This window comes from Corynebacterium sp. HMSC072G08 (genome assembly GCF_001809185.1).
Classification (GTDB): domain Bacteria; phylum Actinomycetota; class Actinomycetes; order Mycobacteriales; family Mycobacteriaceae; genus Corynebacterium; species Corynebacterium phoceense.
The window spans coordinates 85,086-104,338 of record NZ_KV796429.1; the positions used below are offsets into that span (position 1 = coordinate 85,086).

A 19,253-nucleotide genomic window follows, 5' to 3' on the forward strand; every position below is an offset into this window, starting at 1 on the left:
AACCATAGTTTTCCTTTCGGTGAGCGAGGATTACACGGGGCTATAAGAGCAACCGAGTTCAGCCTAGAAGACTGCAGCATATCTGGAATAGACCTCCGCAGGCATACAAAGAACCCGCATGCAATGACTGCATGCGGGTTGTGTTGCTCTACACCTCGAGCGGGCTAGGGCTTAGAGCGCCTGGCCTGCACCGGCGGTCGGCGGGTTGTTGCCGTCGTCGTTCGAGTCGTCGTCGAACGGCAGCTCCGGCTCGGAGGACGTGGACGGCACGTCGGCGGTGACGACCTCTTCGGTCTCACGCACCTCGGCGTCGGCCTCCTCGTCGGTGAAGGTGCCAGCCGGCAACGGCTTCGGGCTCGGCGAGAAGGTGAACGTCGCCTTCGAGTTGTCCTTGGACTCGCCGTCCCAGTTCTCCACGTCGACCGTCACGAGGTCGCCGGCACCAATCTCGCCGAAGAGGATCTTCTCGGAGAGCTGATCCTCGATCTCGCGCTGGATGGTGCGGCGCAGCGGACGAGCGCCGAGAACCGGGTCGAAGCCACGCTTGGCCAGGAGGTCCTTGGCCTTCTGCGTGAGCTCGATGCCCATGTCGCGCTCGGTGAGCTGCTTCTCCACGCGGGCGATGAGCAGCTCGACCATCTGCACGATCTGCTCCTGCGTGAGCTGGTGGAAGACCACAATCTCATCGATACGGTTGAGGAACTCGGGGCGGAAGTGCTTCTTCAGCTCGTCGTGAACCTTGTTCTTCATGCGCTCGAATTGGCCGTCGGCATCCTGCGACGCGGAGCCGGAGAAGCCCAGGCCCACGGCCTTGGAGATGTCCTGCGTACCCAGGTTCGAGGTGAAGATAAGAACGGTGTTCTTGAAGTCGACCACGCGGCCCTGGCCGTCGGTAAGGCGGCCGTCTTCGAGGACCTGCAGGAGGGTGTTGTAGATCTCCTTGTGGGCCTTCTCAATCTCGTCGAAGAGGACGACGGAGAACGGCTTGCGGCGCACCTTCTCGGTGAGCTGGCCGCCCTCCTCGTAGCCGACGTATCCCGGAGGAGCACCGAAGAGACGCGACGCGGTGAAGCGGTCGTGGAACTCGCCCATGTCGATCTGGATGAGGTCATCATCCGAACCGAACAGGAAGTTCGCCAGGGCCTTGGACAGCTCCGTCTTACCAACACCGGACGGGCCAGCGAAGATGAAGGAACCGGAAGGACGACGCGGGTCCTTGAGACCTGCGCGCGTACGGCGGATAGCGCGGGAGACGGCCTTGACGGCTTCGTCCTGGCCAATGATGCGCTTGTGGAGCTCCTCTTCCATGTTGAGCAGGCGAGAGGATTCCTTCTCCGTGAGCTTGAGAACCGGGATGCCGGTCCAGTGAGCCAGAACCTCTGCAATCTGGTCCTCGCCGACCTCGGCGATGTCCTCGAGCTCACCCGAGCGCCACTGCTTCTCCTTCTCTGCGCGCTCTTCGCCGAGCTTGCGCTCCTTGTCGCGCAGGCCAGCAGCCTTCTCGAAATCCTGTGCGTCGATGGCCGCTTCCTTTTCCTTGCGGACCTCAGCGATACGGTCATCGACCTCACGCAGGCCTTCCGGAGCGGTCATGCGCTTAATGCGCATACGGGCGCCCGCCTCGTCGAGGAGGTCGACGGCCTTATCCGGCAGGAACCGGTCATTAATGTAGCGGTCAGACAGGTGAGCAGCAGCCTTGAGGGCCTCGTCCGTGTAGGAAACACGGTGGTGTGCCTCGTACTTGTCGCGCAGGCCCTTAAGGATAAGAACGGTGTCCTCAAGCGAAGGCTCGTCGACCTTCACCGGCTGGAAACGACGTTCCAGGGCGGCGTCCTTCTCAATGTGCTTGCGGTACTCATCGAGCGTGGTCGCACCGATGGTCTGCAGCTCGCCACGGGCCAGCTTCGGTTTAAGCAGCGAGGCCGCGTCGATAGCGCCTTCTGCAGCGCCCGCGCCGACGAGAGTGTGGATCTCGTCGATGAACAGGATGATGTCGCCGCGCTGATTAATCTCCTTGAGGACCTTCTTCAGGCGTTCCTCAAAGTCACCACGGTAACGGGAACCAGCAACGAGGGAGCCCAAGTCGAGCGAGTAGAGCTGCTTGTCCTTGAGGGTCTCCGGAACCTTGCCGTTGACGATATCGAGAGCCAGGCCCTCGACGACGGCGGTCTTACCAACGCCCGGCTCACCAATGAGCACCGGGTTGTTCTTGGTACGACGCGAGAGCACCTGCATAATGCGCTCGATTTCCTTGTCGCGGCCCACGACCGGGTCGAGCTTGCCTTCCTTGGCAGCCTGGGTCAGGTTGCGACCGAACTGGTCAAGCACGAGCGAGTTGGAACGGTCGCCACCGTTGCCGCCGCCGGTGCGGCCGCCCGGGGCAGCGCCGGCGCCGACGGGGCCGGAACCCTGGCCCTCGCCGCCTTCCTGTTGGTTGCCCTCGTAACCGGAGAGCAGCTGGATAACCTGCTGGCGCACGCGCGGCAGATCGGCGCCGAGCTTAATAAGGACCTGTGCGGCCACGCCTTCACCCTCACGGATGAGGCCGAGAAGCAGGAACTCGGTGCCAATGTACTTGTGACCCATCTGCAGGCCCTCGCGCAGGGACAGCTCGAGCACCTTCTTGGCGCGCGGGGTAAACGGGATGTGGCCCGTGGTCGGCTGCGTGCCGTGGCCGATAATCTCTTCCACCTCACGGCGGACATCCTCGAGCGAGATGCCCATGGACTCCAACGCCTTGGCGGCGACACCCTCACCCTCGTGGATCAGGCCGAGCAGGATGTGCTCCGTGCCGATGTAGTTGTGGTTGAGCATGCGTGCTTCCTCTTGCGCCAACACGATGACGCGTCGAGCACGGTCCGTAAACCTCTCAAACATGTCCATAACCTCTTTCGCTCTAATAGTTCTTTGCCCACTCTAACGCGCACCTCCTCCCCGACATTGCCCGCTGCCTCCACGTGTTCGCCCCGAACCCTCGTTCCCGCAGCTCACAGGGGTGTACGCCGGTAGCGAACAGGGCCTTTTCTGGCCCTGCTCGAAGCCTCAGTGTTGTCTTCTGAAGGCGGCCCCACACGGCTCTGCGTCGCCTGTACCAACCCGCCCCGCTTTCCGATGCCCCCTCTCATCGGCTCCCCTGCGATCGCCGCGTCGGCTCCCCTCAACGCACGTGTCCCCGCCGCGATGACCATCGTGGCGGGGACAGGCGTGTTTAGGCACGCTCAGCTGCAGCAGCCCGAGCGCGAAGGACTCCTAGTGGGCTTCCTCCGTGGTCGGGATGCGCTTGACCATCGGCGCGAGGACGCACGCGACGATGCCCACGGCGCCAGCAAAGAGGAAGGCCCAGTGTGCGCCGTGGGCAGTGGCGGCATCGGCAGCCTGGCCTGCGGCCATGCTGGACTCGGTGCCGCGGGTGAGGAACACGACGAGGAAGGCCGTGCCGGCCGCGCCGGCGAGCTGCTGCAGGGTGTTCATGATGGCGGAGCCGTGGCCGTAGAGGTCGCACGGCAGGGAGGACAGCGCCGAGGTCATCAGCGGGGTCATCATAAGACCCATGCCGAAAGCAAGCAGAATGTGCATGGCGACGACGTGCCAGATGGCGTCATTCTCATCGAGGGTGGACATGAGCCACAGCGAGGCGGTGAGCATGATGACGCCGGGGATAAGCAGCGGGCGCGGACCATAAGAGTCGAAGAGGCGGCCAACGAACGGCGAAATGAGGGCCTGGAGGATGCCGCCGGGCATGACCACAAGCCCGGTCATCGCCGCGGTGGCGCCCAGCGAGGTCTGCAGGTAGATGGGCAGGACGGTGACAGTGCCGAGCATCATGCCGAAAGAGAGCAGCATGATGGCGATGGCGAACGTGTAGTTGCGCACGCGGAACGGACGCAGATCCATAAGCGCCTGGTTGTCCTTCGCGAGGGCGTTCTGGCGGCGCACGAAGATGATGAGCGAGATTAGGCCCACGACGGTGATGATGATTTCCGTGGTGCCCTCGCCCTTGAGGATCGCGTTGATGGAGGACAGGCCGTAGACGAGGCCGCCGAAGGCGAGGACGGAAAGGACGACGGAGAGGACGTCGAGCGGGATGGTGCGCTGCTCGCCGACGTTGGGCAGCTTAATGAGGCCGAAGACGAGGAGGAGCACGACCAGCGGCACCATAGCCCAGAAGATGAAGTGCCACGTGAGCGAGTTAAGAATGAAGCCGCCCACCGTCGGACCGAGAGCGGGTGCCACGGAGATGACGATGGAGATAACGCCCATGACGGAGCCACGGCGCTGCGGCGGCACGAGGGTCATGGTCACCGTCATGAGCAGCGGCATCATCAGCGCCGTGCCGGAGGCCTGAAAAATGCGGCCGAGCAGCAACAGCGGGAAGACCGGAGCCGTGGCGGCGATGACGGTGCCGACGAGGAACACGACGACCGCGAAGAGGAAGATCTGGCGGGTGCGCAGTCGCTCCAGCAGGTAGCCGGTCGCGGGGATAACCACGGCCATGGTGAGCATGAAGCCCGTGGTGAGCCACTGTGCCGAGGTCGCCGGAATGCCGAAGTCCGCCATAATGGCAGGCAAGGCAACGGACAGCGAGGTCTCGTTGAGGATCATGATCATCGCGCCGAGGACGAGCACGGCCAGCGTCATGCCCGTGCCCTTCGGCATGGTCTGTGGTTCAGCCACGAAGTGTCACAACTTTCTTCTCACGCATTAAAAAGGGCGTATCCACGCACAAGGCGCAGATACGCATATTAAAAAGACAAGCGTCTACCTTAACCAGCGACAGCTACCGCTCGTAATTCGAGAATGTGAGTTTGTGAGCAAATCCACAGATAACCGCGGGAGTTAACAGGGTCCACGAGCTTCGCTGGGTAAGGTCACCAGCCACGAAAGCGATACCTGAGGTGAAAGCGTTTCATCGGAATTGGCGTGGCATATGACTCCAAGGGCGACATCTGGGTCGTCCAACGCCGTGGCGCCCCTGCGGCCTACAAAGACTTCAGGGACGCCATCGGCAGATAGCTGCGGCGCCGCGTCTACTTGATAAGGACGACGCGCTGCTGGCCGTTATCGGCCGAGCACGTAAAGTGGCGATTTTCCGGAGTGTCAGGCTGGCCGTCGAGAGCCGAAACCGAGCAGCCCCAGCCGTTGCTCACCGGCGCGATAAGTGCCTGACCGCCCTTTTCGGCATCCTTGTACTCGTCGAGCGCCGCCATCGCCTCGTTACAGTTGGTGCCGTCCTGGGCGACGTAGACGAGGAAGTCCTGGTTGCCCATGGGGTTCGCCTGACCACAGACCGTGCCCACACGCGCAGTGCCGTCAGCCGCAGGCTTCGGCGGGAAAGTATCAGAGTGGTACTCGCCGCTGCCCGAGATGGTGAACTCGTGGCCGTCCTTCGTGCCCTTGAGGCCGCCACCAACAAGGGCTTCGAAAGTCACGCCCTCGATGTCGACCGACTCGCCCGGCTGCAGCGCGCCGGCCGTGCGGTACTCGCCGCCCACGAATGCGGCTGGACTAAAACCGTAGTCGGACTCGTACTTCAAGCCATTGGATTCCCAGATGGGCATGCCCACCTGGGGGACGAGCGGCGGGTCATTGAAAGCCAGGCGGCAGGAGACGTGGTCATTGTCCGGGATGACCATGCACCCCGAAGAGCCGTCAGCGTTCGTCACGCCGTAGGAATCCATAGTCGAGTGGTCGAGCGGGGCGTTGAGGAATTCGTCCGCGGAGCGCTGGCCAGACTTGTCCTTGGACGTGGCGGAGGCGGCCTCTGCCGTCGAGCTGGGTGCCGGCGCGGACTCGCTGGACGCGGAAGCGGACTGGGACGGCTGGACGACGACGGTCGAGGTGACCGGCTCGCTGGTTCCGGACGAGCAGGCGCTCACAACGAGCGCCATGCCGATGACTGCACTAGGAAAGAGCAGGGATTTCATACGGTCATCTTTGCACACGCCCTCGACATAAACGGGAAAGCAGCGTTGTAGACCCGGCGGTGGGGGTACTCCCCCACGACCGCCGCACCGAGCGAGTCGACGTCCGGGGCCACGACCTTGCCTCCCACGCGCGCGGCCAATTGATTGTGGAAGCGCACGAGCCCGGGCTCCTCGTCGAGGTGGAAGAAGGTCACAATTCTTGCGCCTTATTCTCTTGCGCCTTATTCGGACGTTGCGGCTATTTTCCTCAAGACACACGAAACCCGCCCCGGCACATGGCCGTAGACGGGTCGGCGTCGAAGACTAACGTGCCTCCGGCTTCACCAGCGGGAAGAGCACGGTCTCGCGGATGCCCAGGCCGGTGACGGCCATGAGCAGGCGGTCGATGCCCATGCCGGTGCCGGCCGTCGGCGGCATGCCCTGTTCCATGGCGGCAAGGAAGTCCTCGTCGAGACGCATGGCCTCATCATCGCCGTTGGCGGCCAGACGGGCCTGGTCCTCGAAGCGCTCACGCTGGATGACCGGGTCAATGAGCTCGGAGTAGCCGGTGGCCAGCTCGAAGCCGCGGACGTAGAGGTCCCACTTCTCGGTCACGCGCGGCTGCGAGCGGTGCTGACGGGTGAGCGGCGAGGTCTCGACCGGGAAGTTCTTCACGAAGATCGGGCCTTCGAGCTGGTCCTCGCAGAGCACCTCCCAGATTTCCTCGACGAGCTTGCCGTGGCCCCAGCCACCGTCCTTCGGGACCTCGAGGCCAATGACGTCAGCGATCGCCTTGAGCTCCTCAACAGTGGAGTCGATGGTGACCTCCGGCTGGCCCGGGAACTTGCGCTGAAGTGCCTCGTTGAGCGAAGGATACATCTCGATTTCCTTCCACTCGCCGCCGAAGTCGTACACGGTGCCGTCGGCAAGCGTACGAGTGAGATCCTCCGGATCCTTGCCCTCAGCCTTATTGAGCTCACGGACGATGTACTGGATGGACTCGCGCGTGGTACGTGCGCAGTCGTTGTAGTCGCCCCACGCGGCGTAGGTCTCGAGCATGGCGAACTCCGGCGAGTGCGACTTGTCCACGCCCTCGTTGCGGAAGTTGCGGTTGATCTCAAAGACGCGGTCGATGCCGCCCACGACGGCGCGCTTGAGGAAGAGCTCCGGCGCGATGCGCAGGTAAAGGTCAATGTCGAGCGCGTTGGAGTGCGTGACGAACGGACGGGCAGCCGCACCGCCGTGCAACGTCTGCAGCATGGGCGTCTCGATTTCCACGAAGTCCTGGCTTTCCAGGTAGTCGCGCAGCGCGCGCAGGACTCGGACGCGGGTCATCGCGTTCTTGCGGGCCTCCGGGCGCACGATGAGGTCGTTGTAGCGCTGGCGCACGCGAGTCTCTTCGTTCATGTCCGCGAACGCAACCGGCAGCGGACGCAGGGACTTCGCAGCCATCGTCCACTCGGTGGCCATGACGGAGAGCTCACCGCGACGCGAGGCAATGACCTTGCCGGTCACGGAGATGAAGTCGCCCAAGTCGACGTCAGACTTCCACGCGGCCAGCGCCTCCTCGCCGACCTCGGCGAGGGAAAGCATGGCCTGCACCTGCGTGCCGTCGCCATCCTGCAGCGTCGCGAAGCAGAGCTTGCCGGTGTTGCGCATGAAGATCAGGCGGCCGGCAATGGAGACGACATCCTCGGTCTCGTCGCCCGCGGCCAAGTAGGTCACGCCTTCCTGGGCACCCTTTTCCTCGCCCTCGGCGACCACGACGTACTTGGCGCGCAGGTCAGCCAGGGAGGTAGAACGCGGCACGGTGACCGGGTAGGCCTCCACGCCAGAGTCGATCAGGCGCTCGCGCTTCTCGCGGCGGATGCGCAGCTGCTCCGGAACGTCATTTACTTCAGTATTCTTCTGCTCACTCACGCAGACAAGGATAACCCATCGCTGCCGCAGCGACCGTGTTGAGGACAGGCTTCTCACGGTCCGAGAACCACAACGTACCCCACGACGCTCAGCGTTACGACGACCCGGATCGAGACGCACGCCGCCCCTCCCCACCGCACGCCAGCACCCCGACCTGTCGCTCGAAGACGCCACGGACGAGCACATGGCCCTCGCGGATGAACTCTTCTGGCGCGAACACCAACAGAACTCACAACACTAAGACGCGGGGTTTACGGAGAATTCACGTATCCGACACCTTGTTTCCATGCGCTCGAAACTCACCCCTCCTTTAATAGATGCGTTCTACCCACGTCCCGCGCACCTCCCCACCGCGCGGGCAATAATTTTTGGAGCGCACCCATGGCCCTGCTTGGCAAGAATCTCTTTACTAACCGTTTTACGTCCTCCCGTTCCTCGCTCACCTGCACCTACAAATGCGGTAACGCCTGCTTCGGGGAATGCGAGAACCCCTCGAGCAACGCCTACTTCGGCGACCAGTTCACTACTCCGTTCTCGCGCCGCTCCGCCCTGCGCGCCGGTGGTCTCACCGTCGTCACCGTGGGCGGCGGCGCGGCCCTGGCGGCCTGCAGCCCGGCGGAGGAGGGGGCATCGGCAGGCTCGGGCTCCACGACGACGGCAAAGGTGGAGCTCACCTCGGCCGAGGGCATGCGCTTCGAGGCCGTCCAACCGAACACCAAGGACGAGGTCGTCATCCCGGCCGGCTACGCGCAGTCCATCCTCATCGCCTGGGGCGACCCGGTCATCGAAGGCGCGCCGGAGTTCGACGTCAACAACCAGACGGCCGAGGCCGCAGAGAAGCAGTTCGGTTTCAACAATGACTTCGCGGGCCTTATCGAGCACCCGGATGACCCGAACCGCATGATCTACATGTGCTCGCACGAGTACACGACCGAGCCGATGATGTTCCCGAACTACGACGCAGACAACCCGACAGAGGAACAGGCCAAGATCGGCTGGGCAGGCCACGGCCACACCATCCTGGAGGTCTCCAAGGTCGAGGGCACCGGCGAGCTCAAGCGCGAGTTCGGCCCGCTCAACCGCCGCATCACGGGCACGACGGAATTTAAGCTGGTGGGTCCCGCCAAGGGCACCGACCTGGTAAAGACCACAGCAGACCCGGCTGGCGAGACCGTCAAGGGCACCTTCAACAACTGCTCCGGTGGTGTGACCCCGTGGAACACCATGCTCTCCGGCGAGGAGAACTTCGATCAGTACTTCGCCGCGGACGAGAATATGAAGGACGAGAAAGCGAAGAAGTCGCTCGAGCGCTTCGGCATCAAGGATCCGGAGACCGACCGCAAGTGGGAGCGCTTCGACGACCGCTTCGATGTCGCCAAGGAGCCCAACGAGCCCAACCGCTTCGGCTGGGTCGTAGAAATCAACCCGCTCGACCCGCAGTCCACCCCGATTAAGCACACTGCGCTGGGCCGCTTCAAGCACGAGGCCGGCAATATCCATATCACGAAAGACGGCACCGTCGTGTGCTACTCGGGCGATGACTCCCGCTTCGAGTACATCTACAAGTTCGTCTCCACCAAGAAATTCGAGGAAGGCAACATCGAACACAACCTCTCCATCCTCGACCACGGCACCCTCTACGTAGCCAAGCTCGAGGGCAACTCCCCGGCAGACGAGATTGACGGCTCCGGCGTCCTGCCCGAGGACGGCGCCTTCGACGGCGAGGGCACCTGGGTCAAGCTGCTCACCTCGGACACGGAGAACAACACGTTCGTCTCCCACGTCGACGGTTTTACCGCCGAAGAGGTTGCGGTCTTTACCCGCGAGGCTGCCGATGCCGTCGGTGCGACCAAGATGGACCGCCCCGAGGACATGGAGGTCCATCCGGACACGGAGAAGGTCTACGTCGCGCTCACCAATAACTCGTACCGCGGCGCGACGGGCGAGAACGCCAAGAAGAACAAGGAAGAGCCCATGGAGTGGGCACCGGTCAAAGAAAACAAGAACGGCCTCGTCATGGAGTTGACCGACGACCACGCCGGCGAATCCCTCAAGTGGAACCTCTTCCTCGTCTGCGGTGACCCGAAGGAGGCCAACACCTACTTCGGCGGCTTCGACAAGGAGAAGGTCTCCCCCATCTCCTGCCCAGATAACCTGGCCTTCGATAACCACGGCAACCTGTGGATCTCCACCGACGGCAACGCGCTCGACACCAACGACGGCCTCTACGCCGTGACCACCGAGGGCGACACCCGCGGCGAGCTCAAGTGCTTCCTCACCGTCCCCGCCGGCGCGGAGACCTGCGGCCCCATCGTCGACGACGACCGCGTCATGGTCAACGTCCAGCACCCAGGCGAAGCTGACGATGCCACCTTCGAGTCCCCCACCTCCCACTGGCCCGACGGCGGCAACTCCACCCCGCGCCCGGCCGTCGTGGTCGTTTGGAAGGAAGACGGCAAGATCGGCACCGACGCCTAAATCGACGCCTCACACCGCTCACACACAACACAAACCGCGCACCCGAATCGTCGGGTGCGCGGTGTACTGAACTTAGTGGCCTGATGACCCCACGCCGGAGGGCACACAGTTCACACAACTACAGCGCAGCGACCGGTTCAGACCAACCGAATAAGCACGACGCCCGCGAGAACGAGAGCGAGCCCCACACACTGCCGGACCGCCACGGTCTCGCCACGGGCGCGCTCGATAATGACAGACCCGACCATGGAGCCCAACAGCGTGGCGACGACCGTGAGCCCCGTGCCAATCTGCGGCACGAGCGAGGCCGTGGAGAAGACGAAGAGCGCGCCCAACACTCCGCCCAGCCACATCCACCACGGATTACGCTCCCCGTGCGGACGGTCAAAGTGTGGACGCCACCGCAGCACGGCATTGATGAACAGCAACGTCGCGGTGCCAATAGCAAAGGACGCGAACGCCGCGGACAGGGCCGAGCCTGCCAGCTGCCCCAGATGCCCATTGATGGCGGCCTGGCACGCGTTCAGGCAGCCGAAGACGAAGCCGGCTATCTGCCACGGCAGCAGGCCCCAGCCTGTCTCTTGGGCGCGCGGGCGCCCCACGGTGAGCATGACGCCGGCGAGCACGATGAGCGCGCCCAGCAGGCGTACCCACGTCAGCCGAGCGACCGGCGAGCTAAACAGCCCACAGTGGTCGATGATCAGGCCCATGAGGATCTGCCCTGCGATGGGCAGCACGACGGTCTGCACCGCACCCAGGCGTGGAAAGAGCAGGATATTGCCGGTAAGAAACACCACGCCCAGGAGGCCACCGGCCCAGATCCACGGCGGGGCACCCCACGCGGCCGAGAGCCCAAAGTTCCCGCGCTGGAGCACGAGTACCGCCGTAAGCAGCGTTGCCGTGCCCACCGCAAACGAGATCATGGACGACGAGAACGGCGTGCCAGTCGACTCACGCAGGCGCGTATTAATGACAGTCTGGACCGGCACGACCAGCCCCGCCACGACGCCGAGTAGGATCCACAGCACGCGCTAAACCTTAAACGTCACGTTCGTGGGGTGCTCCACCGTGCGCGAGACGGTGCAGTCCTTGTCGTGGCTTACCTGCACCAAGCGTCCCACCATGGCCTGCGCCTGGCGCCCCTCCGGCGTATCGGGGAAGGTGACGTCGAAGGCGAGACGGACATCGGAAAGCCGGGACGCCCCGGCCTCGTTCACGCGGTCGCCCTCCGCGGTAATACGGAATGTCGAAGGCTCACCCCGGCGCGAGGTCACCACGTCCACGTCGACAGCGGTGCAGCCCGCCACCGCGGCGAGCAAGAGCTCCACGGGACTGAGCAGTCCCTCGCCCGCACCGAACTCCAGCGAGGCGCCCGCGGGGTTGGTTGCGCGGTAGTGCGTCTGGGCGAGGCGTTCGACCTCGACGCCGTAGGTTTTTACAACATTGGGTTCACTCATGCTCATCGAGCCTAGTATGTTAGAACGGTTCTATGACCCACATAACATCAGACTTACTCGCCGAGTTGCGTCACCAGGCAGTAAACGACCCGCAGCTGCACGCGGCCCGCAATGCCGTCACCCAGGTGGGCGTCGGCCGTGCCGCCCTCGATTATGACAAGCTCATCGCCGTCCAGCAGGCCACGCAGATTAAGCTCGACACCCTGCCGGTGACCAACCAGAAGCGCTCCGGGCGCTGCTGGATGTTCGCGGCGCTCAACGTCTTCCGCCACCGCGCGGCCAAGGAATTAAACGTCGAGAACTTCGAGTTTTCTTTTATCTACCTGCAGTACTTTGACAAGCTCGAGCGCGTCAACCTGGTGCTCCACGAGCTCATCGAGCACAAGGACGCTGACCTCGACGATCGCGTCGTCGCCCACATCCTGGACGACGCGAATGCGGACGGAGGCTGGTGGAACTTCTTTACCAGCCTCGTCGCCAAGTACGGCGCCGTGCCCGCCGAGGTCATGCCGGAGACCCACGCCGCCGGCGATACCCGCGAGATGAACCGCACGCTCGCCACCATCGTGCGCCGCGCCGCCCTCCAGGTTCGCGCGGGCGCGGACGCCCAGCAGGCTGCCGATGCCGCCATCGCGGACGCCCAGCGCGTCCTCGCCGTCTACCTCGGCTTCCCGCCCACCGAGTTCGAGTGGTCGTACCGTGATAAGGACACTGAGTTCCACCGCTTGACCTCGGCCCCGCGCGAGTTTGCCGCGAAGTTCCTGCCGGACCTCGACGACTACGTCATGCTCGGCGCTGACCCGCGTGAAGAAGCGCAGAACAACCAGCTCTACGTCTCCACCCCTAGCCGCAACGTCCTCGAGGACGAGGGCTACACGTACCTCAATATCGACGTCACGGAACTGCGCGCCGCCGCCCGCCGCAGCCTCGAGGCAGACGAGCCCGTCTGGTTCGCGTGCGACGTCAACCGCAACTTCTCGTTCAACGACGGCGTCTGGGATGAGGGCCTTCTCGCTATCGATCTGCTCTATGGCATCGACACCTCAACGACGAAGGCCGAACGCCTCGCCTCCGGCGACTCGACGCCCACGCACGGCATGGTGCTCACCGGCTTCGATGAGGACGCAGAGGGCCGCGGCCGCTGGCGCGTGGAGAACTCCTGGGGCACGAAGGTTCACGGACTGCACCGCTCCATCGATAACAAGGAGATCCCCGGCAAGGGCTACGGCACCGCCACGGATGCCTGGGTGGACAATAACGTCTTCAGCGCCATCGTGCGCAAGAAATACCTCACGGAGGCTCAACTCAAGGGCCTTAAGACCCAGCCCATCGAACTGCCCATCGACGACCGGATGATCTAGGAGACCACCCTCATGAACAACGCACAACTAGATCCCCAGTCCATTGCCGCTCGCAACGCGGAACTGGCCCAGGACCCGACGCTCACTCTGCTGCGCAACGCTGCCGCTGGCACGTCGCTCGACCAGGTTCTCCTCGACCACACGCTCGCCACCGAGCTCACTCCAGCCGTGGAGACCAAGGTGGACAAGTGGTCCGCCGCCAACCAGAAGCAATCCGGCCGCTGCTGGATCTTCGCTGGCCTGAACTCCTTGCGCGGCCCTGTCATGGATACCGCCAACATCAAGGACTTCGAGTTCTCGCAGACCTACATCCACTTCTTCGACAAGCTGGAGAAGGCCAACTATTTCCTCACGGCCATGGAGGAGCTCGCAGACCGCGACATCAATGACCGCACCATCAAGCAGCTTCTCGACTCCCCCATCGATGACGGTGGCCAGTGGTCCATGTTCATTGCCATCGTCGAGAAGTACGGCGTCGTGCCGCAGTACGCCATGCCGGAGACCGCCTCCTCCAACCAGACGCGCCTGATGAACCGCAACCTCGAGACCGTCCTCCACCGCGCCGCGATGCGCCTGCGTGCGGCCGCCGAGACAGAGCGCGCCGGCATCCATGAGCAGGCGCTGCGCGACTGCTACCGCATCCTCGTCACCAACCTCGGTGTCCCGCCGGAGAACTTCGAGTGGGCTTATCGCGACAAGGACAATGAGTTCCACCGCGAGGGCACGTTTACCCCGCAGGAGTTCGCCGCACGCATGCTGCCTGCGGATCTCTCTGAGTACGTCTGCGTGGTCAACGACCCGCGCAACGCCTACGGCGAGCTCTACACCGTGGACCACCTGGGCAACGTCGTGGGCAAGGACGTCACGTACCTGAACGCCCCGAGCGATGTCCTCCGCCAGGCCGCACTCGACTCGCTGCAGGACGGCGCCGCTGTGTGGTTCGGCTGCGATACTGACCAGCAATCCAACGGCGACGCCGGTATCTGGGCTGCGAAGCTCTACGACTATGAGTCGGCCTTCGGCATCAAGCTCGACATCGACAAGGCTGACCGCCTGCGCACGCACGAGTCGCTCATGACGCACGCCATGGTGCTCGCCGGCGTCGATGCCCCGAACGGCCAGCCCACCCGCTGGCGCGTGGAGAACTCCTGGGGCACGGACAAGGCGGACAAGGGCTTTTGGACCATGCGCGACGACTGGTTCGACGAGTACGTCTTTGAGATTGCCGTCCACCCGTCCCGCCTGCCGGAGGAGTACCAGAAGGCGCTCTCCAGCGAGCACGTGAATACATTGCCTGCTTGGGACCCCATGGGTGCGCTAGCATAATTTTGTGATTCGCCCCGCCCGTCCCGAGGACATTCCAGAAATCCACGAGCTCATCTGTGAGCTCGCCGACTACGAGATGGAACCAGGCGCCGTGCGCGCCACGCCCACTGACCTGGAGCGCGCCCTCTTCGGCGCGACCCCGCAGGTCTTCTGTCATGTCGCGGAGACCCCTCGGGGCGGGCATCAGGACGGCGCACGCCGCGGCGAGCACGACAGTTTCTCCACTGGCACCTCGCTCGATGGCTTCGCATTGTGGTTCATTAGCTACTCCACGCGGGAAGGCGTCCACGGCATCCACCTCGAAGACATCTTCGTGCGTGAGAATCGCCGTGGCCGCGGCATCGGCGGCGACCTCCTCCGCGCACTCGCCCGCGTCGCCCACGAGCGGGGTTACGCCCGCATCGAGTGGTCCGTGCTCAAGTGGAACAAGCCAGCCATCGGCTTCTACGAGCACATCGGCGCCGAAGTCCAAGATGACTGGGATACGTACCGTCTCACCGGCAACGAGCTCAAGGCCTTCGCGCGCTCCGCTGACGCCGCGTTCTAACGCAGGTCAACCCGGCAGCGACAACCGTTTCGATTACTAGCTTCGACTCAGTCTCTGCCGGCAATCCCTGCCCGAGTTTCCCCAAACGCTCACCATCGTGACATCACTGTCGCGCTCCCCCGCCGCGCGATAAGGCCCCATCTCCTCACGGGACATCCCCACGGGCGGCAAGAAAACGGGAACGACCCCCATCCAACAACAGTCGGTGGGGGTCGTGGCATTTAAGCCACAAGTAAGTCCGAAAGGAAATTACTTGAGCTCGACGGAAGCGCCAGCCTCTTCGAGCTTAGCCTTAGCGGCCTCAGCGTCGTCCTTGGAAGCACCCTCGAGGATAGCCTTCGGAGCGGACTCAACGAGCTCCTTGGCTTCCTTCAGGCCCAGGCCGGAGACGATCTCGCGGACAACCTTGATGACGCCGATCTTCTTTGCGCCAGCGTCGGTCAGAACGACGTCGAACTCGGTCTTCTCTTCCTCAGCAGCGCCGCCGGCAGCCGGGGCACCTGCAGCTGCAACTGCAACCGGAGCAGCAGCCTCAACGTCGAAGACCTCTTCGAATTCCTTGACGAACTCGGAGAGCTCGATGAGGGTCATTTCCTTGAAAGCTTCAATGAGCTCGTCCTTGGTGAGCTTAGCCATGATGGCCATCCTTTCTGTGCGGAACGCCGTGCGTTCCAAAGTGTGTGTGTTTTAATTGTGTGCGCGAGTATTCGCGACTTTAAGCCTCGGCAGCCTTCTTGTCCTGCAGGGCCGCAGCGGTGCGGACCATCTTGGTTGCAGGAGCGTTGAAGACTGCAGCAGCCTTTGCCATAGAACCCTTCATGGCACCAGCCAGCTTTGCGAGAGTGGTCTCGCGGTTGTCCAGCTCGGCGATGGCGTTGACCTGGTCGGCAGACAGTGCGTTGCCGTCCATGTAGCCACCCTTGACGACGAATGCCTTGTTATCATCAGCGAACTTCTTGATAACCTTAGCGGCATCCACTGCCTCGCCCTTAATGAACGCAATAGCGGTCGGGCCGGTCAGCAGCTCGTCAAGACCTTCGATGCCAGCTTCAGCGGCAGCGATCTTGAAGAGGGTGTTCTTGGCGACGGAGTACTCAACGTCAAAGCCAAGGTTGTTACGCAGCTCCTGGAGCTGAGCAACGGTCAGACCACGGTACTCGGTGAGCACGACGGAGTTTGCACCCTCGAGCTTCTCCTTCAGAGTAGCCAGGTCAGCGGTATTCTTCGGGTTTGCCATTTTGTTCTCTCGCCTCCTTTCGAAACATCTCTTAATATTTTCCGCCGGAGCTTTTTGCGCAAACAAAAAGCCCCGTGCAAGAGCACGAGGCGCACGGCTTTAAGGCCATGTATATCGCAAGTGTCTCCTGCGTGGGCCGTCCCTTTAAGCGGGAACCTTCGGCCTATTTCTAGGCGACCAACGGTCTTCGGTGAAACTTGAGCTCGACCAATCGGTCGTTCAAACTTCTGGGATTACACTACACCTGCTGCTCAAAACAACAAAATTCCGTTCCATTGCGCTTGCCGATGCCGCCTTTACTCCACCGTCGCTCCCTCCCTGCGCTGGTCTTGTTGGATATCGTTGCCCCTACACAACCTCATATCAAGAAGCCTCCATGGCCCATACTTCGTGCCGACTCCTCGGCGTCAAAGTCACCTGCGCAGTTACCGTGAGCACCGCCGGCATCGTGCTCGGCGTCGTGGGCGGACTGGCCGCTTACGACCTCATCGCGACGGGTATTCGCTACCGCGATGAGAGTGCAACCACTGACCAATATGCCATCGCAGCGACGTACACGAGCTCCGCTGCCAGCCAGGCTTTCACGCTGAGCGCGCTGCCCATCGTGAACCCGCAGGGATTCTGGTACTACATCCACAACATCCTCCCGCTGCGCACATGACACAGCGCAAGTTGCGCGCAACTGCGTTGCACGACAGGCGGACGGTTGACACCGCCAAGATCACATCTCATGTGGTTCCGCCCGTTCCTCCCGCGGCCTAATCTAGATGAAGAGGTTGTCTGTACAGCATCGTTTATGTAATTCCGGCGTCTCTTTCATTCTTTAACTCTTTCTTCTGTGAAAGGTCTCGTCATACAACGCAACGAGTCCATCACTGATCGCTCCGTACGCGGCGCAGGCGCCGTTGTCGCTTTCTTGCTTGCGTTCTTCGCAGTCAAGCCCAAGAGCCCAGCAGGAATCGCACTCATCGTCATGGGCACCATCCTCGGTGCCACCGCAGCACTGGGCTTCTGCCCGCTTTACAGGCTCTTTGGCCTCAACACCTGCCCCATCAATCAGCGTTAAACCCACCCCTCACGAAAGGCTCATTCTCATGCGACGCATCTCTCAAGCGCTTACCGCTACCATACTGGCCACTGCACTCACGGTCTCATCGCCAGCGCTCGCGCATGCACAGACTGCCCCTGTTATCCAGTCCGTAGAGCTCAAGGCCGACAACGACGCAAGCTCAGCCGCCAAAGACACGGCCATCGGTATCGTTGCCGCCATTCTTTTCATCGGCGCGCTCTTTTTGGGCGCCCACGCGAATAACGCCATGCTCGCTCGCAACGCTCAGTAAATCTTCACGCTACAGCCGGTTCACCCAGCTGGCTCGACCACGTCTCTCCCATCTCGCATCTTTCAAGGACCTTCCATGTCACTTCATCTCCCCCGCCGTATCACACTGCTTGTAGCTGCAATGACCGCCACGGCAAGCCTCACCACCACCGTCGTAGCTCCGGCTCCGACAGCCATCGCAGTAGAGGCGCACGCATACGCCACCGTAGAGGCAGCCCAGACCGCCGCGCACCAGGAGGCAGGCACGTCGCCCCAGACTGACGGCAAGAAGTCGGATGAGAGCTCAGACGGAAGTTCCGAGGCCGGTGCCGTCATCGGTTATGTTCTCCTCGGCCTCGTTGTCATGGACGTCTCGCTTAGCGGTCTGGCCTACAACACGTGCTACGCCGGCAACCCCGATGCCCAGTGCGACATCAGGTCGCTCACCAGCAGCTTCATCGGCTCGAGTCTGCTTGGCGGCTATAGCCTCGTCTCGGGTCTCGCCACGATGGCCAATGACTCGCTCGCTGCCAGCTCCTCGCGTCTCGGACTCGGCGCGCGCTAAAAAGGACCCCGCATGCACTACTCCTCACGCTTCGTCACGGTCGCGACCGCCACAGCACTCGCATTAACCGTCCCCACGGCCACGGCCGACGACTCCTCCGAGAATTCCTCGAACGCCACAGGCACACTGGGCATCCTCTCCGCAGGAGGCACTCTCATCGGAGTCATGCTGTCCTCAGTAAGCCGCCAATCCGCGTGTATGCAAGGCAACCAGGACGCCTGCGGTTCTTCCCTTTTAGAGCTAAGCTCGGCAGGCATGCCTCTCTCATCCGCAGCGATCAAGCCTGCTGTTGAGGGGATTGTCGCAGCCCGGGCACAACTGGAGAAACTCTCGTCCTCATTCCCACGCTGACGCGTGGCTCGAACCGCTGTCCCTTCGTTATTCCTGCTTCGCCATGCCCGCGAGATAGCGCCGGGTGATGAGGCTCTGAGCGGCTGCCGCGAGGTGCGGGGCCAGCCGCGCGAACCAGCGCTCGGGGCGGGAAAACGCGACACACCTGCCTACGACACTGCCATCGGCGCGATGCTCGATGAGGAACGCCTCTTCGCCACACTCGACGTGCCCGGGCAGCGTCCCGTAGACCAACGCGGTGCGCTGCGGCGTGCGCTCGACATGCAGAATGCGGCACGGCGAGAGCGTCGGACCCACGCGTAGCCACACCACGTCTGGGTCCACAGGATCGCGGCGCACGCGCACCCCGGCATATCGGTGCGCACGAAACTCAAGCAGGTTCGCACTCGCACGCTGGAAGCACTCCTCCCCTGTTCCCAGGACGCGTGACTCATCGACCGCACGCCACGACGCGTTAAGTCCGAGTTCCTCGCGCATCCCGCCGTCGGCGAGAGCTAGGCTCGATAGACGCAGATCAGGCGGATACGACATCGAAGATGTTGCTGCCATACCCACGAGTATCCCATACGAGATTAGACACTTTCGAGCTACGGCGTGCCGAACACGGTAGGAAAGTACAAACGCATCCATCAACTCAACGCACCTACGAAACCGCCTCCGCGCTGCGCGTTAGCTGGCGGATTCCCTGTCCGATGGCGCGCGCACCGCATTGTCCGGAAAATGTCGACCACGTTGCCATATTCATCAAACGGTGGCCGGGACCTGACCCCTGTTTGGTGGACACCTGATA

Annotated in this window: 18 protein-coding genes and 1 pseudogene; 9 read left to right on the top strand and 10 right to left on the bottom strand. The window is 62.9% G+C overall.

The genetic code is table 11. The features are described 5' to 3' along the window. Nucleotides 1–171 precede the first annotated feature (171 nt). From HMPREF2559_RS08515 to lysS, 5 genes and pseudogenes are all read right to left on the bottom strand, one after another. A complete protein-coding gene (locus tag HMPREF2559_RS08515) occupies nt 172–2,877 on the bottom strand; it encodes an ATP-dependent Clp protease ATP-binding subunit (RefSeq protein ID WP_070540323.1) in 2,706 nt (901 codons plus the stop codon). A 372-nt stretch (nt 2,878–3,249) separates the two neighbouring features. Beyond that, nucleotides 3,250–4,656, bottom strand: coding sequence for an MDR family MFS transporter (locus HMPREF2559_RS08520; RefSeq protein WP_070540299.1), 1,407 nt, complete (start codon nt 4,654–4,656; stop codon nt 3,250–3,252). Nucleotides 4,657–5,027: 371 nt separating this feature from the next. After that, nucleotides 5,028–5,924, bottom strand: a complete 897-nt coding sequence (locus HMPREF2559_RS08525; protein WP_066490036.1) for a hypothetical protein — start codon at nt 5,922–5,924, stop codon at nt 5,028–5,030. Next, a pseudogene (locus HMPREF2559_RS08530) lies at nt 5,921–6,118 on the bottom strand (hypothetical protein); the annotation flags it as partial. The gene HMPREF2559_RS08525 and the pseudogene HMPREF2559_RS08530, both read right to left, overlap by 4 nt. A gap of 109 nt (nt 6,119–6,227) precedes the next feature. Then, the gene (gene lysS / locus HMPREF2559_RS08535; protein ID WP_066490021.1) at nt 6,228–7,823 is read right to left on the bottom strand and encodes a lysine--tRNA ligase; all 1,596 of its coding nucleotides are present in this window, start codon (nt 7,821–7,823) and stop codon (nt 6,228–6,230) included. 381 nt (nt 7,824–8,204) lie between these two features. On the opposite strand from lysS, the gene HMPREF2559_RS08540 reads away from it, so the two are divergent. After that, the gene (locus HMPREF2559_RS08540; RefSeq protein WP_070540302.1) at nt 8,205–10,301 is read left to right on the top strand and encodes a PhoX family protein; all 2,097 of its coding nucleotides are present in this window, start codon (nt 8,205–8,207) and stop codon (nt 10,299–10,301) included. Between the two features lie 137 nt (nt 10,302–10,438). On the opposite strand, the gene HMPREF2559_RS08545 is transcribed toward HMPREF2559_RS08540, so the two are convergent. Together HMPREF2559_RS08545 and HMPREF2559_RS08550 are read right to left on the bottom strand one after the other, a co-directional pair. Continuing rightward, nucleotides 10,439–11,329, bottom strand: coding sequence for a DMT family transporter (locus tag HMPREF2559_RS08545; protein WP_066489999.1), 891 nt, complete (start codon nt 11,327–11,329; stop codon nt 10,439–10,441). A 3-nt stretch (nt 11,330–11,332) separates the two neighbouring features. Then, a complete protein-coding gene (locus HMPREF2559_RS08550) occupies nt 11,333–11,758 on the bottom strand; it encodes an OsmC family protein (protein WP_066509966.1) in 426 nt (141 codons plus the stop codon). A 32-nt stretch (nt 11,759–11,790) separates the two neighbouring features. Here HMPREF2559_RS08550 and HMPREF2559_RS08555 point away from each other — a divergent pair, with 32 nt between their 5' ends. From HMPREF2559_RS08555 to HMPREF2559_RS08565, 3 genes are read left to right on the top strand one after another with little or no spacing between them, the layout of a single operon-like run. Further along, entirely contained in the window at nt 11,791–13,119 is a 1,329-nt protein-coding gene (locus HMPREF2559_RS08555; RefSeq protein WP_070540306.1) for a C1 family peptidase, read from the top strand. A gap of 12 nt (nt 13,120–13,131) precedes the next feature. Beyond that, the gene (locus HMPREF2559_RS08560) at nt 13,132–14,445 is read left to right on the top strand and encodes a C1 family peptidase (protein WP_070540309.1); all 1,314 of its coding nucleotides are present in this window, start codon (nt 13,132–13,134) and stop codon (nt 14,443–14,445) included. 4 nt (nt 14,446–14,449) lie between these two features. Further along, a complete protein-coding gene (locus HMPREF2559_RS08565; RefSeq protein WP_070540312.1) occupies nt 14,450–14,992 on the top strand; it encodes a GNAT family N-acetyltransferase in 543 nt (180 codons plus the stop codon). A 249-nt stretch (nt 14,993–15,241) separates the two neighbouring features. Here the strand turns inward: HMPREF2559_RS08565 and rplL are convergent, their stop codons facing one another. Both rplL and rplJ read right to left on the bottom strand, forming a co-directional pair. Continuing rightward, a complete protein-coding gene (rplL, locus tag HMPREF2559_RS08570; RefSeq protein WP_066490407.1) occupies nt 15,242–15,628 on the bottom strand; it encodes a 50S ribosomal protein L7/L12 in 387 nt (128 codons plus the stop codon). 79 nt (nt 15,629–15,707) lie between these two features. Next, the gene (gene rplJ, locus HMPREF2559_RS08575) at nt 15,708–16,229 is read right to left on the bottom strand and encodes a 50S ribosomal protein L10 (RefSeq protein WP_066509750.1); all 522 of its coding nucleotides are present in this window, start codon (nt 16,227–16,229) and stop codon (nt 15,708–15,710) included. A 376-nt stretch (nt 16,230–16,605) separates the two neighbouring features. On the opposite strand from rplJ, the gene HMPREF2559_RS08580 reads away from it, so the two are divergent. From HMPREF2559_RS08580 to HMPREF2559_RS12795, 5 genes are all read left to right on the top strand, one after another. After that, on the top strand, nt 16,606–16,890 hold the full coding sequence (locus tag HMPREF2559_RS08580) for a hypothetical protein (protein WP_070540315.1): 285 nt from the start codon (nt 16,606–16,608) through the stop codon (nt 16,888–16,890). A gap of 177 nt (nt 16,891–17,067) precedes the next feature. Next, nucleotides 17,068–17,295, top strand: a complete 228-nt coding sequence (locus HMPREF2559_RS08585; RefSeq protein WP_233423533.1) for a YgaP family membrane protein — start codon at nt 17,068–17,070, stop codon at nt 17,293–17,295. A gap of 28 nt (nt 17,296–17,323) precedes the next feature. Then, nucleotides 17,324–17,569, top strand: a complete 246-nt coding sequence (locus HMPREF2559_RS08590) for a hypothetical protein (RefSeq protein WP_070540318.1) — start codon at nt 17,324–17,326, stop codon at nt 17,567–17,569. Between the two features lie 75 nt (nt 17,570–17,644). Continuing rightward, a complete protein-coding gene (locus HMPREF2559_RS08595) occupies nt 17,645–18,112 on the top strand; it encodes a hypothetical protein (RefSeq protein ID WP_141681457.1) in 468 nt (155 codons plus the stop codon). Between the two features lie 12 nt (nt 18,113–18,124). Next, on the top strand, nt 18,125–18,463 hold the full coding sequence (locus HMPREF2559_RS12795; protein WP_141681458.1) for a hypothetical protein: 339 nt from the start codon (nt 18,125–18,127) through the stop codon (nt 18,461–18,463). 27 nt (nt 18,464–18,490) lie between these two features. Here HMPREF2559_RS12795 and HMPREF2559_RS08605 read toward each other — a convergent pair whose 3' ends face one another. Further along, nucleotides 18,491–19,012 carry a DUF1990 domain-containing protein gene (locus tag HMPREF2559_RS08605; RefSeq protein WP_230384086.1) on the bottom strand — a complete coding sequence of 174 codons (522 nt, stop codon included), beginning with the start codon at nt 19,010–19,012 and terminating at the stop codon, nt 18,491–18,493. Between the last annotated feature and the right edge of the window lie 241 nt (nt 19,013–19,253).

Excerpts from the sequence above, each read along its gene's own strand:
- HMPREF2559_RS08515 (WP_070540323.1), bottom strand. The coding sequence starts at position 2,877 with ATGTTTGAGAGGTTTACGGACCGTGCTCGACGCGTCATCGTGTTGGCG.
- HMPREF2559_RS08520 (WP_070540299.1), bottom strand. The coding sequence starts at position 4,656 with ATGCCGAAGGGCACGGGCATGACGCTGGCCGTGCTCGTCCTCGGCGCG.
- HMPREF2559_RS08525 (WP_066490036.1), bottom strand. The coding sequence starts at position 5,924 with ATGAAATCCCTGCTCTTTCCTAGTGCAGTCATCGGCATGGCGCTCGTT.
- HMPREF2559_RS08540 (WP_070540302.1), top strand. The coding sequence starts at position 8,205 with ATGGCCCTGCTTGGCAAGAATCTCTTTACTAACCGTTTTACGTCCTCC.
- HMPREF2559_RS08550 (WP_066509966.1), bottom strand. The coding sequence starts at position 11,758 with ATGAGTGAACCCAATGTTGTAAAAACCTACGGCGTCGAGGTCGAACGC.
- HMPREF2559_RS08555 (WP_070540306.1), top strand. The coding sequence starts at position 11,791 with ATGACCCACATAACATCAGACTTACTCGCCGAGTTGCGTCACCAGGCA.
- HMPREF2559_RS08560 (WP_070540309.1), top strand. The coding sequence starts at position 13,132 with ATGAACAACGCACAACTAGATCCCCAGTCCATTGCCGCTCGCAACGCG.
- rplL (WP_066490407.1), bottom strand. The coding sequence starts at position 15,628 with ATGGCTAAGCTCACCAAGGACGAGCTCATTGAAGCTTTCAAGGAAATG.
- rplJ (WP_066509750.1), bottom strand. The coding sequence starts at position 16,229 with ATGGCAAACCCGAAGAATACCGCTGACCTGGCTACTCTGAAGGAGAAG.
- HMPREF2559_RS08580 (WP_070540315.1), top strand. The coding sequence starts at position 16,606 with ATGGCCCATACTTCGTGCCGACTCCTCGGCGTCAAAGTCACCTGCGCA.
- HMPREF2559_RS08590 (WP_070540318.1), top strand. The coding sequence starts at position 17,324 with ATGCGACGCATCTCTCAAGCGCTTACCGCTACCATACTGGCCACTGCA.
- HMPREF2559_RS08595 (WP_141681457.1), top strand. The coding sequence starts at position 17,645 with ATGTCACTTCATCTCCCCCGCCGTATCACACTGCTTGTAGCTGCAATG.
- HMPREF2559_RS12795 (WP_141681458.1), top strand. The coding sequence starts at position 18,125 with ATGCACTACTCCTCACGCTTCGTCACGGTCGCGACCGCCACAGCACTC.
- HMPREF2559_RS08605 (WP_230384086.1), bottom strand. The coding sequence starts at position 19,012 with ATGGCAGCAACATCTTCGATGTCGTATCCGCCTGATCTGCGTCTATCG.